The following is a 21,390-nucleotide window of genomic DNA, read 5'->3' as shown; positions in this document are numbered from 1 at the left end:
CGCTGCGCGTCGCCAGGAGGCCGCATGACTACCTACAATCTGTCGACCACGGTTCACGTGTGCGAAGACATCAACAAGAACTTTGATATCCGCGACTTGCTGATACAGGCCGGCTATACGGTGCAAGGCGAGCTGAACATCAAGAATTTCACCGTCCTGTTGCCGGATGATACGGAATCGACCAGCAACACGCCCCTGTTCGGCATGCTCGACGCGGACACCGTGTATGTGCGTCCCGGCGACTGGGCAGCCAACTACCATGGCAATTTCTCGACCATCCAGGTGACGATCGACAAGGGCAATGGCGATATCGTCCAGCTGGAACTGCAAGTGATCATCGATCCCGTCAACGACGCGCCTGATGCGGCCGACAAGACCTTCAACCTGGTCGATGGCGCCAGCGTCGTGCTCAGCGAAAGCGATTTCGGCTTCCACGACGACGTCGAGCACGACGGCTTCAAGTCCATCGTCATCACCAATACCACCACGGCAGGGCAAGTCTTGCTCAACGGCGTGGCCGTCGCGGTCGGCACGGAAGTCTCCATCGACGATATCCGCGCGGGCCACCTGGTCTTTGTGCCGAGCCAGACCGTGGCTGGCAATTTCGACCTGGGCTTCAAGGTGCGCGATGACGGCGGCACTGCCGGTTGCAACGCGCAAGACCTGAGCCTGGTGCCGCATTACCTGACCTTCAACGTACCGATGGCCCACCTGGGCGACTTCGTCTGGGAAGACAAGAACGCCAACGGCGTGCAGGATGCGGGCGAGGCGGGCATCGCCAATGTCGTGGTGCAATTGAAAGACGGCGCCGGCACGGTGGTGGCATCGGCCACCACCGATGCGAATGGTGGTTACCACTTCGATGTCAATCCCGGCACGTATTCCGTCACGGTTGTGACGCCGAATGGCTACACGGCGACAGCGGCCAACCAGGGTGGCGACGCGGCCAAGGATAGCAATATCGATGCGGCCGGTAACATGGCGCCCGTCACTCTGGCGCCGGGCGAGACCAATTCGAGCCTGGACGCGGGCCTGTACCGCGCCGCCGAGCTGGGCGACCGCGTCTGGTTCGATGCCAACAAGAACGGCGTGCAAGATGCGGGCGAAGCGGGCGTAGCCGGCGTGAAAGTGACCTTGCTCGATGCGTCGGGCAACGCCGTCGGCAGCCCGCTCGTCACGGATGCGAATGGCAATTATCTGTTCACGAATCTGAAGCCGGGCGCCTACAGCGTCCAGTTCGACAAGACCAGCTTGCCTGCCGGTTATGCCTTGACGGGCCAGGACCAGGGCGGCGATGAGCAGCGCGATTCCGACGCCAGCGCCATCGACGGCAAGACGGCGCAAGTGCTGCTCGCTTCCGGCGACAGCAACCATAGCCTGGATGCGGGCATCGTGGCCCTGCCGGCCTCGCTGGGCGACCGCGTCTGGCATGACGCCAACTTGAACGGCGTGCAGGATGCGGGCGAAGCGGGCATCAGCGGCGTCACGGTGCAGCTGAAAAATGCAGCCGGCAGCGTGATCGGCTCGACCGTCACGGATGCCACCGGCTATTACAATTTCAGCGTCGATGCCGGTACCTATTCCGTCGCCGTCGTCGCGCCGCCAGGCTATTTGAGCACGGTCAAGGATGCGGGCGGCAACGATGCGCTCGACAGCGACATCAACGCGGCGGGCCAGAGCGCCCTGGTGACCGTTGCTGCCGGCCAGAACTACAAGGACCTCGATGCGGGCCTGTATAAAACCGCCAGCATTGGCGACCGCGTGTGGCTTGACGCCAACGGCAACGGTACGCAAGATGCAGGCGAAGCGGGTATGGGTGGCGTGAAAGTCAATCTGTACAACGCCGCGGGCGCCGTGGTGGCCAGCGCCACCACGGATGCCAGCGGTAATTATCTGTTCAGCAACCTGGTACCTGGTAACTACTTCCTGGGTTTCGTGCCACCCGCCGGCTACAATTTCACCAAGGCCGACGTGGGCGGCTACGCCACCGATTCGGATGTCAATCCGGCTACCGGCCTCACCACCACCTGGATCGCGCTGAAATCAGGTGATGTCCAGCTCGATTGGGATGCGGGCCTGGTCAAATGCGCGCCTGTTACCGGCAGCATCGGCAATCGCGTGTGGGAAGACAATAATTACAACGGCGTGCAGGAGGCGGGCGAACTGGGCGTGGCGGGGGTGAAAGTCAACCTGCTCAATGCCAGCAACCAGATCATTGCCACGACAACGACAAATGCCAGCGGCAATTATCTGTTCGACAATCTCGTCGCCGGCAGCTACAAGGTGGCAGTCGTGCGTCCATCGGGTTTCTATTACACCAAGGCGAATGTCGGCAATGACACCAGCGATTCCGACGTCGATACGAGCACGGGCCGTTCCGGCCTGATCAACCTGGCCGCCGGCCAGAACGACATGAGCTGGGATGCGGGCATCTACCGCAAGGCCAGCCTGGGCGACAAGGTGTGGCGCGACGCCGACCATGACGGCGTGCAGGATAGCAATGAGGCGGGCATCGCCAACATCAAGGTGCAACTGTTTTCGGGCAGTGGCGCATTGCTCGCTACCACCTACACCAACTCGAATGGCAACTACAAGTTTGCCGACCTCGATCCGGGCAGCTACTCGCTCAAGTTCGATAAGTCGGGCGTGTATCACGCCGGCTACGCCATGAACAGCTGGAAGTGGGGCGCGAAGAACGTGGGCACGAACGACAACATCGATTCCGACGTCAACAGCAATGGCTCGTATGCCAATGTGATCTACACGGATATCCTGAAACTGGCCTCGGGCCAGAACGACATGAGCTGGGATGCCGCCATCACGCCGATCGTGATCGACCTGAACGGCGACGGCGTGCATACCATCGCCCGCGCCGATTTCCACGGCAGCTTCGACTTGCTGGGCACGGGCAGCGCCATCCAGTCGGGCTGGGTCTCGGCCCATGACGGCTTGCTGGCCATCGACAGCAACGGAAATGGCAAGATCGATAATATCTCCGAACTGTTTGGCGGCAACGAGAAGGGCACGGGCTTTGCCAAGCTGTCCAGCTATGACTCGAACGGCGACGGCGTGGTCGACGCGAAAGATGACAAGTTTGCCGAACTGCGCATCTGGCGCGACGCCAACAGCAATGGCGTGACGGACGATGGCGAACTGATGTCGTTGCACGACGCCGGCGTCGCCAGCCTGACGGTGTCCTACACGGCACTGCCTTTCCTCGACGCCAACGACAACCTGCACCTCGAGCGCAGCAGCGCCACCCTGGCCAACGGCAAGACGGTCGACATGACGGACGTGTATTTCAATGTCGATGCCAAGGATGCGGCCAAGGCCGGCGTATCGCTGCCAAGCATGGCCGATCTGCTGCGCGACGACCATGCGCTCGACACGGCGCTGGGGCAGGATGCGAGCGTCGCCACGGTGGCTGCAGCCCCGGCTGCTCCCGCTGTCGACGCCCAGGCCCAGTGCGAGATGGCGGAAGTGTTGCGCCGCGCCATGGCACACACCACTGCACAGCCCCAGGAAATGGCTGCCTGATGTCTCTTGCCGGGCCGTCATCCTGCCCGGCGCTCTCTACATTGAATAAATTATAGGGAATACACCATGAAACAATCCATGCACCTGATCGTCCGCGCCGCCATCGCAGCCGCTGTTTTCACCCTCGCCAGCGGCAGCGCCCTGGCCGCGTCCAATCTGCAAGTCGTCGACTCGCATAGCGTCAGTGTGTTTACGGCCAGCGGCGGCGCTTTCGGCGCCGGCAGCAGCATTTCGCCGACCTTGTGGCAAGTCAAGTACGACAGCAATACCTTCCTGGCCTTTTGCCTCGATCCCCATGTCGGGCTGAGCAACGTCTCGAACAACTACAGCAGTGGCGTATTTGCTGCCAGCGACGCCGTCAAGCGCCTGTACGAGGGCTATTACGCCTCGTCCATCGCGAATGTGTCGACCAGCGCCAACAGTGCCGCCGCCTTCCAGCTGGCCCTGTGGGAATTGAATAATGACAACAGCAATCTGTCGACGGGCGAGCTGCGCTTCAGGAGCTTGAGCAATGTCGTCGTCAGCGAAGCGAACGCCATGCTGGTCACGGCGACGGGCACTGGCACCGTCAAGAACCTGTACAGCTACACCAGCCTGAGCAGCGTCAACCCCGCTTCGCAAACCCTGCTGAGCGTGTCGCCCGTGCCGGAAGCGCAAACCTGGGCCATGCTGGTAGCGGGCCTGGGCTTGCTGGGCTTCATGGCGCGCCGCCGCAAAGCCGGTCAATTCTGAAGCAGTAGTCGTTAGCCAGATGTAACTGCTGCGGCGCGTCTGTCACGACGCGCCGCAGTTTTTTATTTTTACAACACCTATCTGAATAGCCGATATTACTATGGCACAATGTTTTTGCAGGCCATCGCCGCGCGACCTTGATAATAGTTTCTCACTGTTCATTGCAACTGCCTGAGATCGGACTTGAGTTCATCATGACGCCACCTTCTGCCGCGCACGCCGCCGACGCTACTCCCTCCATCGCCTCCGCCGACAGCATTGCCGAGGCGGTGGTGTTCCTGGCGCGCTTTTTCGGCACGGCCGTGCAGGCCGAACGCCTGCGCGCCAGCGTGCTCGCGCATGGCGACCCGGCCGCCGCCGACTTCCTCGACCAGGCGCTGGCGCATGGCAGCCTGGCCGGCACGCCGCTACCGGTGGATAAATCGCGCCGCCCCACGGAAATGCCGGCCCTGCTGTTGAATGGCGCGGGACAGGCGCTGGTGGTGCTGACGATCGCCGACGGCAAGTATGAATGCCATGTGCCCGGCATCGAAGGCAGTTCCTGGCTGGATGCGGCCATGCTGGCGCAGGAAGTGCCCGCTGGACGCTGGGTGGCCGTGCGTCCGGTGATGTTCTTCGATCAGCGCAGCCTGCTCTACAGCATGCCGGCGGCGGGGCGCTGGTTCTGGGATGTATTCAACCGCAACCGCTGGGTCTTTCGCTGGGCCTTGCTGGGCACTTTGGTGCTCAATATCATCAGCGCGCTGGTGCCGTTCTACGCGATGGCCGTGTATGACCGCGTGATCCCGAACAACGCCACCTCCAGCCTGTGGGTGCTGACGATCGCCGTGGTGGCGCTGACCGGTTTTGAACTGGCCATGCGCTTGCTGCGCGGCGAACTGGTGGAAACGGCGTCGCGGCGCATGGATGTGGCCCTCTCGTCGAGCATCTTCGCCCAGTGCCTGCGCCTGCGCGCGGCCAGCCGCCCCGCCTCGGGCGGCACGCTGGCCAATACCGTGCGCGATTTCGAATCGGTGCGCGAATTCTTCGCCTCGACCACGCTGACCACCCTGGGCGACTTGCCCTTCCTGCTGCTGTTCCTGCTGGTCATTGCCTTGGTCGGCGGTTGGCTGGTGCTGGTGCCGCTGGCGGCCATTCCCATCCTGCTGCTGGTCGCCTTCGCCTCGCGCGCGGCGCTGGCGCGCCATGTGGCCGCCTCGATGCAGGAAAGTGGCCAGCGCACGGCGCACCTGTTTGAAACCATGAATGGCCTCGACACCATCAAGGCGCTGGGCGCCGAGGCGTGGAGCCGCCGCAAATGGGAAAGCCTGACCGTGGCGATCGCCGCCAACAGCGTCGAGACGCGCGAAATCGTCAGCCGCGTCAATTACATCAACACGGCCGTGCTGGCCCTGTCCGGCACGGCCGTGGTGGCCGTCGGCGCCTTGCTGATGGGCGAACGCCTGCTGACCCTGGGCCAGATCATCGCCGTGAGCATGCTGACGGGCCGCGCACTGGCGCCCGTCAGCCAGATCGCCGGCCTGATCATGCGCTGGGAGCAGACCAAGCTGTCGTATCACGCACTCAATAAAATCATGGAAGCGCCCACCGACGACGATGCGGCCAGCCTGCAGGCGCCGCCCCTGAGCGGACGGATCGAATTTCGCGACGTGGGGTTTGCGTATCCGCACTCGCCGCCGCTGCTCGATAAACTCAACCTGCAAATCCGCGCCGGCGAAAGAGTGGGCGTGATCGGCAAGCTCGGTTCCGGCAAGAGCACCTTGCTGCGCCTGCTGCTCAACCAGTACGGTCCGCAAAGCGGCAGCGTGCTGTTCGACGACCTGGCCAGCACCCAGCTTGAACCCTTGAGCCTGCGCCGCCAGATCGGCTATGTGCCGCAGGACGTGACGCTGTTCCATGGCACGCTGCGCGAAAACATCGAATTGGGCCGCAGCCAGCCCGATGACGCCAGGCTGCTCGACGCCATCCGCCTGGCCTGCCTGGACGACATCATCACGCAGCTGCCCAACGGCGTGGCGACGGAAGTGGGCGAGCGGGGCGAGCGCCTGTCCGGCGGCCAGCGGCAAGCCGTGGCCATGGCGCGCGCGCTGCTGGTCAAGCCGCCCATCCTGCTGCTCGATGAACCGAGCAGCATGTTCGATCCGGCCACGGAACAGCGCCTGATCGCGCGCCTGCGCACCTTGCAAGACACCACCATCGTGCTCGTCACGCACCGCATGGCCATGCTGGCGCTGGTGGACCGGCTGATCGTGTTTGACCGTGGCCGCATCGTGGCCGACGGCCCGCGCGACGAGGTGCTGCGCGTCTTGAACGGACAGGGCGCCAAGCCCGCCGCCGCCGTTGAAAATACGACGGGAGCGCCGGCATGAGCGCCCTGCATGCCCGTCCCTTGCCGCAGGCGCACCCGGACCCGGAGCGCGAGCCGCGGCGCCTCGTCATCCGCATGCTGGCGCTGATCGCCGTGCTGGTGGTGCTGACGCTGGCCTGGGCCACGTTCGCCCAGCTCGACGTGTCAGTGAATGGCCGCGGCGCCATCACGCCGCCATCGCATCTGCAGGAAGTGCAAAGCCTGGAAGGCGGCATCGTGCGCGAGATGCTGGTGCAGCCTGGCCAGCAGGTGCATCGCGGCGATTTGCTGCTGCGCCTGGACACCGCCCAGTATGAAGCCAACCTGGGCGCCAGCGTGCAGAACCGCCTGGCCGCGCTGGCGGGCAGGGCGCGCCTGGACGCGCTGCTGACGGGCGGCACGCCCCGCTTCGAGCCGGCATGGCAGCAAGAAGCGCCCGAACTGATCGCCAAGGAAACGCAGTTGTGGCACGACGGCCAGCGCGAGTTCGCCTCTGCCACGGCGGCCGCGCGCGAAGGCGTGACGCGCCGGCGCGGCGAGCTGGCCGAGGCGCACGGCCGCATCGCCCAGCTCGAGACGGGTCTCAAGATCGGCATGGAAAGCCTGGCGATCGAGGAGCGGCTGTTCAAAGAGGGCGCCGGTTCGCGCGGCGACTACCTGAATGCGCAGCAGCGCGTGCAGCAGCAGCGCACGGAACTCGACGGCATGCGCAGCTCCGTGCCGCGTTTGCTGGCCACCCTGGCCGAAGCGCAGGCGCAGGCCGGCGAAGTCGAAGCGCGCATGCGCGGCCAGTGGGGTGCGCAGCGCAGCGAATACGAAACCAAGGCGGCCGCGCTGGCCAGCACGGTCAAGGGCCAGCAGGATCAAGTGAGCCGGCGCGACATCACGGCGCCCGTCGACGGTGTCGTCAACCGCGTGCTGGTGGCCACCGTCGGCGGCGTGGCGCAGCCCGGCAAGCCTATTTTGGAAATCGTGCCGGCCGACTCCGAGGTGCTCATCTCCGTACGTGTGAAACCGTCCGATATCGGCTTTATCCATGTGGGGCAGAGCGCCTCGGCCAATGTGCTGGCGTATGACGCCACCACCTATGGCCGCATGAAGGCGCAGGTGGTGCGCGTGGGCGCCGACGCCATCCCCGACGAGCGCAACGAGCCGTATTTCGAGGTGCAGCTCAGCACCGACCGCCGCCAGTTGACGGCGCATGGCAAGGTGCTGCCGGTCACGCCCGGCATGCCGGTCGACGTGGGCATCCTGACGGGACGCCGCTCGGTGATGCAATATGTGTTCAAGCCCGTGTTGCGCGGCTTGCAGTCTTCCCTGCAGGAGCGTTGATGCGTGCCTTTTTATTCTGCATGGCATTCGCCTGCGCGAACGCGGCGGCGCAATCCGCGCCGCCGGCCACTTTCCAGGCGCAGTCCATGCGCGGTTTGCCGGCCTTGCTGGCGCGCGCCGTGCCGCGCGATCCGCAAGTAGTCGCCGCGCAGGCGGCGCTGGCCACCACCGAGGCGCGCTACAAACAGGCCCGTTCGCGCCTGTTTCCGAATGCGGCGCTGCAGGCCACGCGCGGGCGCAGCAACGACCTCGATGGCACGCTGGACGTGCAGCGGCGCACGCACCAGGTGGAGGCCAGCCTGCGCTGGAATGTGTACAACGGCGGCGCCGACGGCGCCGAAATGGATGCGGCCGGGCGCGAGGTGGCGGGCGCCGCCTTCGACGTGCAGAGGGCCAGGGCGGACAGCGCGGAAAAGCTGGCAGAAGCCTATTTCGACATGCAGCGCCTGGAACGCAGCCTGCTGCAGTCGCAGGAGCGCTTGCGCGACGTGACGCAGCTGGTGCAGCAGGTGGTGCGCCAGGCGGAGCTGGGCAAGGCATCGGAAGTGGACCGCGAGCTGGCGCAAAGCTCGCAGCTCGATGCGGAACTGGTGCACGACGGCTTGCTGACGGACCGTCTGGCCGCGCAGATCAAGCTCGAAGCGCTGGCTTTCGAGCCGGTGGCACAGTTTGCCGACTTCACGTTTGCGCCGCTGCCGGCGCAGGCATTGGAAAACGCCGACACGCAGCAGGCGCAATTGCGCGCCGTGCGCGAACGCGCCGCCGCCGCCCGGCTGCGCGTGCGCAGCGTGGCGGCCACCCTGGCGCCGAAAGTGGACCTCGACGTCAGCCATCTGTTGAATAACAAGACCACGCCGCCGCCATCGACCATCCAGCAGCGCGGCTGGTCGGTGGGCGTGAGCTGGGAGTTTCCGTTGGGCGGCGGCAGCCTGGCGCAGCGCGACGAGAGCATCAGCCGCGCCCAGGCGGCCGACGCGGATGTGGTCCGCGCCGAGCAGGGCACGCGCGCCGACCTGGCCAGCATGCTGCCCCGTATCGCCAATGCGCAGCGCACCCTGGCCTTGCTGGAAGAGCAGGAAAAGAAGATGGCCTTTGTCGTGCGCGGCGGGACCATCCAGTACGAGGCGGGCCGGCGCAACCTGCAGCAGATCATCCAGACGCGCGACAGCTACTTCACGATACAGCAGCGGCGCATCGACCAGATGCACCGTTTGACCCTGGCGCAGATGCGTCAGTACGCCCTGTCCGGGCAGCTGTTGCAGGTATTCGGCCTGGCACAATAGGAAAATTGCTGCGGGGGTGCGGCGCTGCACACATAGTTTCATGCATAAAAAGCCCATTGTGTGGCACACTGCGCGCTCGCATATTATCGTTGTCGCGGGAGCGCATGAGCATCATCAAACAATTTCCTTTTGAGTGGCAGGTCGGCGTGCGCTATACGCGTGCCGGGAAGCGCAGTGGCCGCAACAGCTTCATTTCCTTCATTTCCCTCATTTCCGTGGCCGGCATCGGCCTGGGCGTGGCCGCCCTGATCGTCGTCCTCTCCGTCATGAACGGCTTCCAGAAGGAAGTCACCGACCGTTTGATGTCGGTGCTGGCCCATGTCGAGGTGTTCGACACCAGCGGTTCCATGCCGAACTGGCAGGCGCAGGAGCGCGCCGCCTACGCCAACCCGCAAGTCAAGGCAGTGTCGCCGTTCGTGGAAACGCAGGGCATGCTGCTGAACGACGAAACCATGCGCCCGTCCATCGTGCGCGGCGTGCTGCCGCAGCAGGAAGCCACCGTCTCCAGCGTGGCGAGTCAGATGAAGCAGGGCAGTTTCAAGGACCTCACGCCAGGCTCGTACAACATCGTGCTGGGCATCGACCTGGCCAAGGCGCTCGATGTGAAAGTGGGGCAGAACGTCACCCTGATGCTGGAGCGTGAGCCGAGGGCGGGCGACCCGGCCACTGGTATCGTCATGCCGCGCATGCGCGCGCTCAAGGTGGCGGGCATCTTCGAGGCAGGCCACAATGAACTTGACGGCAGCCTGGCCTTCGTCAACATGGCTGATGCGCAGCAGCTGCTGCAGCTCGACGGCCCATCCGGCCTGCGATTGCGCCTGCATGACATGAACCAGGCGCCGCAGGTGGCGCGCGAACTCAAAGCGTCGATGCCGGGCCAGCTGTGGATGCGCGACTGGTCGCGCGCCAGTGCCAGCTGGTATGCGCTGGTGCAAAGCCAGAAGAACATGATGTTCATCATCCTCAGCATGATCATCGCCGTGGCCGCGTTCAACCTGGTCTCGACCCTGGTGATGTCGGTCACCGACAAGCAGGCCGACATCGCGATTTTGCGCACGCTGGGCGCCTCGCCGTTCTCCATCATGAAGATCTTCATGATTCAGGGCGCGCTGGTGGGTTTGCTGGGCAGTGCGCTGGGCGTGATCGGCGGCGTCGTGCTGGCGCTGAACGTGGGCGTCATCGTGCCCTTCATCGAAGGCATTTTCGGCCTGCACTTCATCTCCAAGGAAATCTACCAGATCAGCGCCGTGCCGTCGGACGTGCACTGGCTGGACGTGGCGCAGATCGGCCTGATCGCTTTTGGCCTGGCGCTGGTGGCGACGATTTACCCGAGCTGGCGCGCCGCCAGAGTCAAGCCGGCCGAGGCGCTGCGCTATGAATAAGAAAATTACCCCTAAGGCAAAACCTGGGGTCGGACCCTCAGGGTCCGACCCCGGCACTTCGCCGTTGGGTCAGCACGGTGGCATGTCGCTTACACAAGAATCAATCACATCACAAGCATGTTAAAAAATCTTCCCTTCGAATGGCTGGTCGGCTTGCGCTACACGCGGGCCGGCAAGCGCAGTGGCCGCAACAGTTTTATCTCCTTCATTTCCCTCATTTCCATGGCCGGCATCGGCCTGGGCGTGGCGGCGCTGATCGTCGTGCTGTCCGTGATGAACGGCTTCCAGAAGGAAGTGACGGACCGCATGCTGTCCGTGCTGGCCCACGTGGAAGTGTTCGACAACAGCGGCAGCATGCCGGACTGGCGCGCCGAAGCGGCGCAGGCCTTTAAAAATCCGGCCGTGAAAGGTGCGGCGCCGTTCGTGGAAACGCAGGGCATGCTGCTGCGCGACGATGCGCTGCGCCCCGCCATCGTGCGCGGCGTGCTGCCCGAGGAAGAGCCGAACGTCTCCGACGTGGCCGGCCAGACGCGCATGGGCAGCTTCAAGGCGCTGCAGCCGGGCACCTTCAATATCGTGCTGGGCATCGAGCTGGCGCGCGCCTTGCGCGTCAACCTCGGTGAAAAAGTCACGCTGATGCTGGCACAGGGCCAGGTCACGCCGGCCGGCGTGCTGCCGCGCATGCGCAGCTTCACCGTCAGCGGCATCTTCCAGGCAGGCCACAATGAATTCGATGCCGGGCTGGCCTTCATCAATATCGAAGACGGCCAGCGTTTGCTGCGCCTCGACGGCCCGTCCGGCCTGCGTTTGCGCCTGGCCGATATGAACCAGGCGCCGCAAGTGGCAGCCGAATTGAAAAAATCCATGCCGGGCGACCTGTGGCTGCGCGACTGGTCCAAGCTGAACGCCAACTGGTTCGCCGCCGTGCAGACGGAAAAGCGCATGATGTTCATCATCCTGACCCTGATCATCGCGGTGGCCGCCTTCAACCTCGTGTCGACCCTGGTGATGACGGTGACGGACAAGCAGGCCGATATCGCCATTTTGCGCACGCTGGGCGCCTCGCCCCGCTCCATCATGAAGATCTTCATGATCCAGGGCGCGCTGGTGGGCATCCTGGGTACGCTGCTGGGTGTGGGCGGCGGTGTGCTGGTGGCGATGAATATCGACGTCATCGTGCCCTTCATCGAACATTTGCTGGGGGTGCAGTTCCTCTCCAAGGATATTTACTTCATCAGCACCGTGCCGTCCGACCTGCGCTGGCCCGACGTCAGCAAGATCGGCGTGCTGGCCGTGATCCTCGCCTTTTTGGCGACCCTGTACCCAAGCTGGTGGGCTGCCCGCGTCAAACCTGCGGAAGCCCTACGCTATGAATAAACCACTGACGACTACCATGACCGATCTGAACAAACCTGCCTCCAACGGCGCTTCCGCTGATTCCGCCGTCCTGTCCTGCCGCGGTCTGGGCAAGACTTTTACGCAGGGCAGCTACAAGGTGCAGGTGCTGGCCGGCATCGACATCGACGTCCACCGCGGCGAGCGGGTCGCCATCGTCGGCGCCTCCGGCTCCGGCAAGTCGACCCTGCTGCACCTGCTGGGCGGCCTCGATACGCCCACCAGCGGCAAGGTGACCCTGCTGGGCAAGGATTTCGCCACGCTCAGTGAAAAGGCGCGCGGCGACTTGCGCAACGCCTCGCTGGGCTTCGTCTACCAGTTCCACCACTTGCTGCCCGAGTTTTCCGCGCTCGACAACGTCGCCATGCCGCTGATGATACGGCGCATGAAGCGCGCACCGGCCACCGAACTGGCGCAGCAGATCCTCACGCGCGTGAACCTGGCCAAGCGCGTCACGCACACGCCGGGCGAATTGTCGGGCGGCGAGCGCCAGCGCGTGGCCCTGGCGCGTGCCCTCGTCACGCAGCCGGCCTGCGTGCTGGCCGATGAACCGACGGGCAACCTCGATCACGCCACGGCAGAACAGATTTTCGACCTGATGCTGGAATTGTCGCGCACCCTGGGCACGGCCTTCGTCATCGTCACGCACGATATCGAACTGGCCAAGCGCTGCGACCGCGTGCTGCGCCTGACGGACGAAGGGCTGCAGCCTTATTGATACTGAGCAATACCAGGAGTCCGCCATGTGGATCGACACGCACTGCCACCTCGACGCCCACGAATTCGGCAACGAATCGCTGCAGGTGGCGGCGCGCGCGCAGCAGCAGGGTGTGGGCATGATCGTCATTCCCGCCATCGAACGGGCCAATTTCAGCATCGTGCGCGACATGGCGGCAGCGGCGCCCAACGCCTGCTATGCGCTGGGCATCCACCCGATCTACGTGCCGCACGCCACCGAGGACGATCTGATTGCCCTGCGCGTGGCCGTACAAGCTGCCATAGCCGACCCGCGCTTCGTCGCCATCGGCGAGATCGGCCTCGATTTCTTTATCCCCATGCTGTGCGAACCGGCCATGCGCGCCAGGCAGGAGCATTTTTTGCGCGAGCAGTTGAAGATCGCCCGCGACTTCGATTTGCCCGTGCTGACCCACGTGCGCCGCTCGCAGGACATCGTCCTCAAGCACGCGCGCCAGATTCGCCCGAACGGCGGCATCGCGCATGCGTTCAACGGCAGCTTCCAGCAGGCGCAGGGTTATATCGACCTGGGTTTCAAGCTCGGTTTCGGCGGCGCCATGACGTTTACCCGCGCGCTGCAGATACGCCGCATGGCCACGGACTTGCCGCTCGACGCCATCGTGCTGGAGACGGATGCGCCCGATATTTCCCCCAGCTGGGTCCATCCGGGCCGCAACAGTCCCGAAGAATTGCCACGCATCGGCGCCGTGCTGGCCGAATTGCGCGGCCTGGCATTGGCCGACGTGGCCGTTGCCACCAGCGCCAACGCGCGCGCCGTGCTGCCCCGATTACCCTTGATGGAAATACCCTCATGAACAAGAAGATCATCCTGGCCGCCTGCCTGTCCGGTGCCTTCGGTCCCGCCCTGGCGGCGCCCGGCGCCCAGTGCGACGGCATGCCGCGTCTCGACGTCACTACGCCGGCCGGCTTTTGCGTGGCCGTGCTGGCCGACGGTTTGAAATTCCCGCGTGGCGTGCTGCCGCTGACGAATGGCGACATCCTCGTCACGGACATGGCGGGATGGGCGCCGAAGCAGGGTAAATTGTGGTTGTTGCAGCGCAAGGGGGCTGGTGCCGGTTACGAGCGCAAGCTGCTGCTCGACAAGCTGGATCGCCCGAACGGCATCGTGCAGGGACCGGACGGCATGGTCTACGTGGGCGAAGTGGGGCGCATTTTCCGCTTCGATCTGCGCGATCCCGCCCGCGCCCTCACCGATATCATCGGCGGCACGGCAAAGACGCCGCGCCTGCCGGGCCTCGGTTTGCACCTGCTGACGACCATGCGTTTCAGCCCCAAGGGCGACCTGTATGTGAACGTGGGCTCGAGCACCGACCACTGCGAGAACGATGGCAAGGCGCCCGATGCGAGCAAACCATGCGCCTCGGCGGAGGGACCGGAAGCGCTGGGCGCCATCCGCGAATACAAGATGGCCTGGCCAGCCGGCACGGTGACGGGCTGGCGCACGCATGCGCGCGGCTTGCGTAACTCGATGGCGCTGGCCTTCCACCCGGCCACGGGCGAGCTGTGGCAGGCGGAAAATGCGCGCGACGCCATCCAGGCCGCCATGCCGAAGTTGAAAAGCGACGAGAACCTGCCGCACGAAGAGCTGAACCTGATCAAGGCCGACCGGCATTACGGCTGGCCGTACTGCTACGACGACAACGTCGCCAGTCCCGAATATCCGAAGACGGCTTGCGCCGCGCAATACGCGGCGCCGCAGCGCCTGCTGCCCGGCCACGCCGCGCCGCTGGGCATGACGTTCTACACGGCCAGCCGTTTCCCCGAGCTGTACAAGAATAGCCTGATCATCGGCTACCACGGCTACCGCAGCAACGGCCACCGCCTGGTGGCGCTGCTGCCCGACAAGGCCGGTGCGCCGCTGGGCAAGTCCGTCGAGCTGATCGGCAACTGGGAACGCAAGGGCAAGCAGGGCAGGGGCGCGCCCGTCGATGTGAAGCAGGGTCAGGATGGCGATATCTATATGGCCGACGACCATAATGGGCTGGTGCTGAAGCTGTATTATGCGGCGCCGGGCAAACCGTAACTTTCACGGGTTTTGTACGTGTAGGTCGGATTTGCGGGGCAACGCCGCGCGTAATCCGACATCATTGTTGGCTTTATTGGTGTTGTCGGGTTACGGCCTTTGGCCTAACCCGACCTACCCGACCTACGCTTGACCTCGCTCAGTGCGGGGCTGGCGCATTGTTCTACAATCAGCCAGACCTCCCTCACTGACCATGGCTGGCCATGCATGTCCCCTTCCTTTTCATTGTATTGAGTTTGTGCCTGCCCAGCGTACAAGGGCAGGGCGCCGCCTATGCTCCGGCGCCGCGCCTGAGCGCCGACCGGCTGATCGCGTATTACCAGCAAGGGCCGGCCAAGGGAGCGATGGCCGATGCTGTCTTCCTGCTCGATCAGCGCTACGCCAAAGGCTACCTGGCCGGTGTGGCCGATGCTGCGCAGGGCCGTTTGTGGTGCGATACGGGTCGGCTGAAAACGGTGGAAATCGACGCGCACATCGTCGCCGAACTGAAAAAGCTGCCCGCGCGCGCCCGTCTGGGCGATGCATCCCTCCTGATCATCGCCATCCTGGCGCGGCGTTTTCCCTGTTCCACCCCACCACCAGGAGGCTGACGTGAAACCTGCATTCATCAAGCTGCGTGAAAATTACTCGAGCGTGGCGGCCGTCGACCAGGCGGCCCTGTTTGGCGAAATCGGCTGGGAAGACTTGATCGGCAAGGACAGCTTTGCCAATACCTGCGCCATCCGCGTCAGCCTGGCGCTGATCAAGGCCGGCGTCAAGGTCAAGGGCCGCATGGCGATTCGCAAGGGGCCGTTCAAGGGGGCGCTGATCGAGCCGGGACAGGCCAAGCTGGCGCATATGCTGGCCAGCCCCTCGATGTTTGGCCAGCCCGAAAAATTCAGCCGCGATGCGGCGATTACCGGCATCGGCCAGCGCAAGGGCCTGGTCGCCTTCTTCCGCATTCCCGGCTACCTGGGTGGCGCGGGCGGGCATATCGACATCCTGTTGCCATCCATCGGCGTGAAGGTGTGCGGTTCCGAGTGCTACTGGGATTGCGCGGAAGTGTGGTTCTGGGAAATCCGTTGACGCCTATTTGAACTTTTTGCTGGCGCGTCCGCGCGAAGCCGCATTGTGCGCGCGCAGGATGGAGTCGACCCGCTCCGACGCATCGCGCGACAGGTTTTGCGCCACGGCGATATCGGGGAAGAATTCTGGCAGGCGGTAGCTGAGCCAGGCATACGCCGAGTAGTAGCGGCAAGTGTCTTCCACCTGCTGCAGATTTTGCGTGCCACCGCCATACGCATGCTGGCGCAAGGTGCTGGTTTTTCCCTGCGACAGATTCTTCGACCAGTGTTCCCACGCCGTTTGCAAGGACGGCACCTTGCTCGATATCGGCACCAGCGACAGGGTGAACTTGTCGGCCACGGACAGGGGTAATGTGTCGAGCCAGATGGCACGATCTTGCTGGTCTTGCGTGATGCGCGGGAAGAAGAAGCCGTCCGGTACGTCGATGTTGTGGATGAAGCGGCGCAGCAGCTTTGACAGCGACAGCTCGCCCGTCACCGACGAAATGCGGTGCAGGTGTTCGAGCGAGGGCGCCACGGCAAAGCCGCTGGTGTTCAGCGGGTGCAGTTTTTCCTTGAGCAGGGCGCGCATCACTTCATGCGTCTCGTTGTCGTAGCCGGCCACGAGTCCCTCTTCATGCACGCCATAGCGGCCAGCGCGCCCGGCGATCTGGCGCGCCAGCGCGGCCGAAATCTCTTCCTCTTCGCGGCCATTGTATTTGACGCAGGTGGTCATGACGATGCGCGCGATCGGCATGTTCAGGCCCATCGCCAGCGCATCCGTACCGACGACGATATCGGCCGTGCCGTCGCGGAAGCGCTGCGCCTGCGCGCGCCGCACTTCGGGCGACAGGTTGCCGTACACAGTCGCCACCGACAATCCCGTTTCCGTGATCATGTCGCGCCACATCAGCACTTCGCGGCGCGAAAAGGCGATGACGGCGTCGCCGCGGCGCAGGTTGCGCACCTTGCGCACGGCGCTCGGCTCCATCGACAGGGGCGCCATGCGTTTTAATACATGCACTTCCAGCGGGCAGTCCAGGCGCTCGGCCAGCGCTTCGATGGCGCGCCGCGCTTCCGGCGCGCCCACCAGGTACACGGTGTGGGCCGGTGCGCCGCAGACGGCCGCCGTCCATGCGGCACCCCGGTCCGGGTCGGCCAGCATCTGAATTTCATCGATGACAGCCACTTCGACGACGGTTTTCGTGTCCAGCATTTCCACCGTGCTGGCCACGTGCGTGGCGCCGTCGACGACCCTGCGCTCCTCGCCCGTGATCAGGCTCACGGCCAAGGGTTTGCCGTGCGGCGCGGCTTCCTGCAGCCGCTCGTAGTTTTCCAGGGCCAGCAAGCGCAATGGCGCCAGGTAGATGCCGCTCTTGGCCTTGACCAGCGCTTCCATGGCGCGGTGCGTCTTGCCGGAGTTCGTCGGTCCCAGCAGGGCGATGAAGCGGCGCGGCAGGCGGCGCGCCATCTCGAACGAGGCCGGATACTCGGCCAGGTTGATGCTCTGGCGCGTGCGCGCCGCGTGCTGTTCTTCCTGCTGGCGCTCGATGGCGTGATTAAAACGCTGGCGGATGCGGTCGAAGACCATGCCGGCCGGCTCCGACGTTTGCATGTCGGCCAGCGTGTGCAGGAAGACCATCGGATCCGTGTCGACGTCCTCGCTCAGGCCCGCGATATCGGCGACGAAATCGATTACGTGCTGGCGCAGCTCCTCGAAGACGGCCGCACTGGCCCGTTCGCGCACCAGGGCCAGCTTGGCCTCGCGGTCCATCTTGCGCCACTTGGCGGGTCGCGCCAGCACGCCTTGGCTTGGTACCAGCGCATACGGCACCAGCAGATGCCCGGCCTTGACCACCCCGGAAAAGCGCACGAAGACGCGGCCTTCCATTTTGACGAGGCGGATATGCTCGGCCAGTTCCCCCAGTTCCGCGACCAGGGTGGCGTCGTTATTGTCTTCGGTGCTGTCGGAAATGTCGCTGGAAGTGTCGGGAGGAAGTGCGGAGGAAGTCATGTCGTGCCCGGGTATTGAAGTAAGCGAGGCCGATTATACCGCGTGGCAATTGCGCTGACTGTGGCGCCTTGCGGCCAAGCCGTGGCGTCGCACGGTCGGGTCGCAAGGAAGACATGGAGGACGATGAAAAAGTGGCGATCAAGGCGTGCCGCGTGGTTGGGCGGGAGGCGCGGCGCGCGGCGGAATGTTCGCGCCCAGGGTGTTGAATGCCGAGTGCAGCCTGGCGATGAGCTGTGGCACGGTGCCCCGGAAGTAAATGAAGGCGCCATTGCCGGGGTGTGTCACGCCCAGCAGTATGGCGCCGTCGTCGTCCACGACCTGCTCCAGGTGCTGGTACATGCAGGCGATATACTCTTCGAACTTTTTCCGCGGCAGGCCGATGCCGTCGCCGTAGTAGTCAGGGTGCATCTGGCTGGGGGTATTGTCTTGCGCATTCAGTAAATCGTAGAAAGCATCGAAGGAGATGGGACTGCGGGAATAATCCAGCGCATGCCAGGGCCTGTCCTGGAGCATGATGCCGTCGACGATGTCCTTGCGTGACTGCCGGGGCGCGACGGCATGCGCGTAAGGTTCAAATGCCAGCACGGCATCTTCAGGATAGGCGGCGAAATGGCCCACGTTGGCCATTTGCTGACAGCTGCTGTCATTGCGCAGATGTTGATACAGCGCGTGCCGGTGCGGTTTGCCGGTCACGCTTGCTTCCTGCGCGATGCCGGCGCGCTCGAGCTTGAATTCCACCAGAAAGTAGCGAAGCCCGACTTTTCCCGCTAGATCACCGAGTTTGGCATCGAAGTCATTCTGGCTATTGCCCAGCAACACAGTGTCCGGACGGAGACCATCGGCGCCTTCCCTGGCACCCCACAGACGGAAAAAGTGATGCGTATAGTGGCTTTCGTACATGGTGATTTTCCTTGTAAATGGTAAGGGGCGGCACCGATCATCGTACGCGGAAGACTCCTGCATGCAATAAAATTGAGGCTGATTGTCAGAGTAAATCGCTTGAGATTGATGGATATCAAACAAGTGAGTTTCTGTTCCTGGGCAATGGGTGGACAGTCTATTCTTCCACAGGCAGCGCCCACTTCTTCCTGTCAGTATTTGAACGCAAGGCCGCATCATGCGTATGGGCATCCTTGGTTTTGCAAGCGGTGCGGCCCTGCTGCAAATGCAGGCGGAACTACCCGCCGCTGCAGGTAGGGTACTGTTGTGCATGTTGGTTGTCGCGCTGGCGTATGCGTTGTTGATGTACCTGCGGCGGTGGGCCTTGGGTGGCGTCGCCAGCTTATGCTATGGCGCCGCCCTGGGCTTCTTCTGGGCCGCCTGGCTGGCCCAGGCCGCCATGGCACCGCGGCTGGCGCTGGCCGATGAAGGGCAGGACATCATCGTTACGGGGACCATCGCCAGCCTGCCGTACCGTTTCGAGCAGGGCGTGCGCTTCAATTTTGCCGTGGAAAAGGCGGTTGGCGCGCAGGTGCCGCCGCTGATCGCCCTGTCCTGGTACGCGGGTTTTCGCGATGCCGTGACGAACGAGGTGGGCGACGTGCAGCCGGGCGAGCGCTGGCGTTTGACGGTGCGGCTGCAGCGTCCACATGGCAACGCGAATCCCATGGGTTTCGATTACGAGGCGTGGCTGCTGGAGCAGGGCGTGCGCGCCACGGGCTACGTGCGGCCGCAGCCGCGCGCCGATACGCCGAACGTGCGCCTGGCAGCCTTTGTGCCCGGCTTCGGCAACGTGGTGGAGGCCAGCCGCGCGGCGTTGCGCGCGCGCATCTTGCGCAGCCTGGACGGAAAACAGTATGCGGGCGTGATCGTGGCGCTGGTGGTGGGCGACCAGCGCGCCATCCCCCAGTCGGACTGGCAAGTGTTCAACCGCACGGGCGTGAGCCATTTGATCTCCATCTCGGGTTTACACATTACGATGATCGCGGGCCTGTTCGCCCTGGGCGCGGGTGCGCTGTGGCGGCGCTCGTTTTTTACGGAGCGGCAACTGCCTTTGCTGCTGCCGGCGCAAAAAGTGGCGGCCCTGGCCGGCGCGCTGGCGGCATTTGCGTATGTGCTGCTGGCCGGTTTTGGCGTGCCCGCGCAGCGCACCTTGTATATGTTGCTGGTAGTGGCGCTGGCCCTGTGGCTGGGACGCATCACCAGCGTAGTCCACGTGCTGTGCCTGGCGCTGGGCGTGGTGGTGCTGCTCGACCCGTGGGCCGTGCTGTGGCCCGGCTTCTGGCTGTCGTTCGGCGCCGTCGCCAGCATGCTGTACGCGACGGCGGGCCGTACCACGGCGCCCTTGCCGCAGAGCGCCGGCCGCTGGCGCCGCTTGCGCGCGGCCGTGGCGCTGGGCGCCCACACGCAGTATGTGGTGACGGTGGGACTGGTACCCTTGACGATGCTGCTGTTCTCGCAAGTCTCGCTGGTCAGCCCCGTGGCCAATGCGCTGGCCATCCCCATCATCAGCCTGCTCGTCACGCCCTTGTCGCTGGCGGGCAGCCTGCTGCCGGCGCCCCTGTGTGACTGGCTATTGCTGCTGGCACACGCCATCGTGCAGATGCTGGCGCAGGTGCTGGAATGGCTGGGGGCGCGCCGCTTTGCCGTGTGGACGGCGCCCGCGCCGCCAATCTGGAGTTTTTGCTGGGCATTGTTTGGCACGGCATGGCTGCTGGCGCCACGCGGCTGGCCGCATCGCTGGGCGGGCATGCTGGGCTGGCTGCCGCTGCTGACGGCCTTGCCGTCCAGCCCGCCACCTGGCCAGATGTGGGTCACGGCCTTTGACGTGGGCCAAGGCATGGCCGTGCTGGTGGAAACGCACGCTCACCGCCTGCTGTACGACACGGGACCCGCCTACAGCCTCGACTCCGATGGCGCCAGCCGGGTCATCGTGCCGTATTTGCGTGCGCGCGGCATCGCCAAACTCGACGGCGTGATCATTTCCCACAGCGACCTCGATCACGCTGGCGGCGCCATGTCTCTGCTGGATAACGTGCAAGTGGGCTGGCTGGCTTCGTCGCTGTTCGATGGCCACCCGGCCGTCGAGGCCCGGCGGCAAGCCCGGCGTCCGTATCTGCATTGCATGGCGGGCCAGCGCTGGAGCTGGGAAGGCGTGCACTTCGCCATGCTGCACCCGTTGCCCGCCAGCCACACGGATATTTCCCTGAAACCGAACGCCCGCAGCTGCACCGTGAAAATCACGGCAGGCAAGCATGCGATCTTGCTGGCCGGCGATATTGAAGCGGCGCAGGAAGCGCAATTGCTGGCGCGCTCGGCGGACGGCGATCTGGCCGCCGACGTGCTGCTGGCACCGCACCACGGCAGCGGCACCTCGTCGACACAGGCATTCTTGAACGCCGTCCAACCCGGTCTGGCGATCTTCCAGGTCGGGCACCGCAATCGCTATAAACATCCGAAGGCGCAGGTGTATGCGCGCTATGGCGAGATGGGGATTACGCGGCTGCGCACGGATGTGGAAGGGGCGGTGGTGCTGGAGTTTGGGGGCAATATTGATGTAACGCATTATCGCGCCAGCCGGCCGCGTTACTGGCACGGTATGTGAGG

General features: G+C 64.4%; 15 protein-coding genes. 13 read left to right on the top strand and 2 right to left on the bottom strand.

The annotated features are described in order from the left end of the window. Nucleotides 1–24: 24 nt before the first annotated feature. The 12 genes from C8C92_RS17640 (at nt 25) to C8C92_RS17585 (ending at nt 15,852) form a co-directional block, all read left to right on the top strand. Nucleotides 25–3,537, top strand: coding sequence for an SdrD B-like domain-containing protein (locus C8C92_RS17640; protein WP_116744778.1), 3,513 nt, complete (start codon nt 25–27; stop codon nt 3,535–3,537). A gap of 66 nt (nt 3,538–3,603) precedes the next feature. Then, the gene (locus tag C8C92_RS17635; RefSeq protein WP_116744777.1) at nt 3,604–4,269 is read left to right on the top strand and encodes a thioester domain-containing protein; all 666 of its coding nucleotides are present in this window, start codon (nt 3,604–3,606) and stop codon (nt 4,267–4,269) included. 194 nt (nt 4,270–4,463) lie between these two features. Then, a complete protein-coding gene (locus C8C92_RS17630; protein ID WP_243420265.1) occupies nt 4,464–6,638 on the top strand; it encodes a type I secretion system permease/ATPase in 2,175 nt (724 codons plus the stop codon). After that, complete coding sequence (locus C8C92_RS17625) at nt 6,635–7,948, top strand: HlyD family type I secretion periplasmic adaptor subunit (protein ID WP_116744775.1); 1,314 nt, start codon at nt 6,635–6,637, stop codon at nt 7,946–7,948. The genes C8C92_RS17630 and C8C92_RS17625 overlap by 4 nt, the downstream gene beginning before the upstream one ends. After that, nucleotides 7,948–9,231, top strand: a complete 1,284-nt coding sequence (locus C8C92_RS17620; protein ID WP_243420264.1) for a TolC family protein — start codon at nt 7,948–7,950, stop codon at nt 9,229–9,231. The genes C8C92_RS17625 and C8C92_RS17620 overlap by 1 nt, the downstream gene beginning before the upstream one ends. Nucleotides 9,232–9,335: 104 nt before the next feature. Next, nucleotides 9,336–10,613 (top strand): lipoprotein-releasing ABC transporter permease subunit, encoded by a 1,278-nt coding sequence (locus C8C92_RS17615; protein ID WP_099763460.1) that lies wholly within the window; start codon nt 9,336–9,338, stop codon nt 10,611–10,613. 117 nt (nt 10,614–10,730) lie between these two features. Beyond that, a complete protein-coding gene (locus C8C92_RS17610; RefSeq protein ID WP_099763461.1) occupies nt 10,731–11,990 on the top strand; it encodes a lipoprotein-releasing ABC transporter permease subunit in 1,260 nt (419 codons plus the stop codon). A 16-nt stretch (nt 11,991–12,006) separates the two neighbouring features. Continuing rightward, a complete protein-coding gene (gene lolD / locus C8C92_RS17605) occupies nt 12,007–12,726 on the top strand; it encodes a lipoprotein-releasing ABC transporter ATP-binding protein LolD (protein ID WP_099763462.1) in 720 nt (239 codons plus the stop codon). A 25-nt stretch (nt 12,727–12,751) separates the two neighbouring features. After that, nucleotides 12,752–13,558: a TatD family hydrolase gene (locus tag C8C92_RS17600; RefSeq protein WP_116744774.1), complete on the top strand. Its 807-nt coding sequence runs from the start codon at nt 12,752–12,754 to the stop codon at nt 13,556–13,558. Beyond that, nucleotides 13,555–14,787, top strand: a complete 1,233-nt coding sequence (locus C8C92_RS17595; protein WP_116744773.1) for a PQQ-dependent sugar dehydrogenase — start codon at nt 13,555–13,557, stop codon at nt 14,785–14,787. The genes C8C92_RS17600 and C8C92_RS17595 overlap by 4 nt, the downstream gene beginning before the upstream one ends. Before the next feature lie 203 nt (nt 14,788–14,990). Next, entirely contained in the window at nt 14,991–15,377 is a 387-nt protein-coding gene (locus tag C8C92_RS17590; protein WP_133250788.1) for a Rap1a/Tai family immunity protein, read from the top strand. A gap of 1 nt (nt 15,378) precedes the next feature. Next, complete coding sequence (locus C8C92_RS17585; protein WP_116744771.1) at nt 15,379–15,852, top strand: T6SS effector amidase Tae4 family protein; 474 nt, start codon at nt 15,379–15,381, stop codon at nt 15,850–15,852. A 3-nt stretch (nt 15,853–15,855) separates the two neighbouring features. On the opposite strand, the gene C8C92_RS17580 is transcribed toward C8C92_RS17585, so the two are convergent. Together C8C92_RS17580 and C8C92_RS17575 are read right to left on the bottom strand one after the other, a co-directional pair. Then, nucleotides 15,856–17,844, bottom strand: coding sequence for a helicase-related protein (locus tag C8C92_RS17580; protein WP_116744770.1), 1,989 nt, complete (start codon nt 17,842–17,844; stop codon nt 15,856–15,858). 138 nt (nt 17,845–17,982) lie between these two features. Next, nucleotides 17,983–18,744 carry a hypothetical protein gene (locus C8C92_RS17575; RefSeq protein WP_099763468.1) on the bottom strand — a complete coding sequence of 254 codons (762 nt, stop codon included), beginning with the start codon at nt 18,742–18,744 and terminating at the stop codon, nt 17,983–17,985. 217 nt (nt 18,745–18,961) lie between these two features. Here C8C92_RS17575 and C8C92_RS17570 point away from each other — a divergent pair, with 217 nt between their 5' ends. After that, entirely contained in the window at nt 18,962–21,388 is a 2,427-nt protein-coding gene (locus C8C92_RS17570; protein WP_116744769.1) for a DNA internalization-related competence protein ComEC/Rec2, read from the top strand. Nucleotides 21,389–21,390: the final 2 nt, after the last annotated feature.

The sequence above is a fragment of the Janthinobacterium sp. 78 genome, from assembly GCF_003096775.1.
Classification (GTDB): Bacteria; Pseudomonadota; Gammaproteobacteria; order Burkholderiales; family Burkholderiaceae_D; genus Janthinobacterium; species Janthinobacterium tructae.
This window is presented reverse-complemented; position numbering and strand designations above follow the sequence as displayed.

Bases quoted from the DNA above. Each gene is read 5' to 3' on its own strand.
- C8C92_RS17600 (WP_116744774.1), top strand. From the start codon at position 12,752: ATGTGGATCGACACGCACTGCCACCTCGACGCCCACGAATTCGGCAAC.
- C8C92_RS17615 (WP_099763460.1), top strand. From the start codon at position 9,336: ATGAGCATCATCAAACAATTTCCTTTTGAGTGGCAGGTCGGCGTGCGC.
- C8C92_RS17590 (WP_133250788.1), top strand. From the start codon at position 14,991: ATGCATGTCCCCTTCCTTTTCATTGTATTGAGTTTGTGCCTGCCCAGC.
- C8C92_RS17640 (WP_116744778.1), top strand. From the start codon at position 25: ATGACTACCTACAATCTGTCGACCACGGTTCACGTGTGCGAAGACATC.
- C8C92_RS17630 (WP_243420265.1), top strand. From the start codon at position 4,464: ATGACGCCACCTTCTGCCGCGCACGCCGCCGACGCTACTCCCTCCATC.
- C8C92_RS17620 (WP_243420264.1), top strand. From the start codon at position 7,948: ATGCGTGCCTTTTTATTCTGCATGGCATTCGCCTGCGCGAACGCGGCG.
- lolD (WP_099763462.1), top strand. From the start codon at position 12,007: ATGACCGATCTGAACAAACCTGCCTCCAACGGCGCTTCCGCTGATTCC.
- C8C92_RS17570 (WP_116744769.1), top strand. From the start codon at position 18,962: ATGCGTATGGGCATCCTTGGTTTTGCAAGCGGTGCGGCCCTGCTGCAA.
- C8C92_RS17580 (WP_116744770.1), bottom strand. From the start codon at position 17,844: ATGACTTCCTCCGCACTTCCTCCCGACACTTCCAGCGACATTTCCGAC.
- C8C92_RS17635 (WP_116744777.1), top strand. From the start codon at position 3,604: ATGAAACAATCCATGCACCTGATCGTCCGCGCCGCCATCGCAGCCGCT.
- C8C92_RS17595 (WP_116744773.1), top strand. From the start codon at position 13,555: ATGAACAAGAAGATCATCCTGGCCGCCTGCCTGTCCGGTGCCTTCGGT.
- C8C92_RS17610 (WP_099763461.1), top strand. From the start codon at position 10,731: ATGTTAAAAAATCTTCCCTTCGAATGGCTGGTCGGCTTGCGCTACACG.
- C8C92_RS17625 (WP_116744775.1), top strand. From the start codon at position 6,635: ATGAGCGCCCTGCATGCCCGTCCCTTGCCGCAGGCGCACCCGGACCCG.
- C8C92_RS17575 (WP_099763468.1), bottom strand. From the start codon at position 18,744: ATGTACGAAAGCCACTATACGCATCACTTTTTCCGTCTGTGGGGTGCC.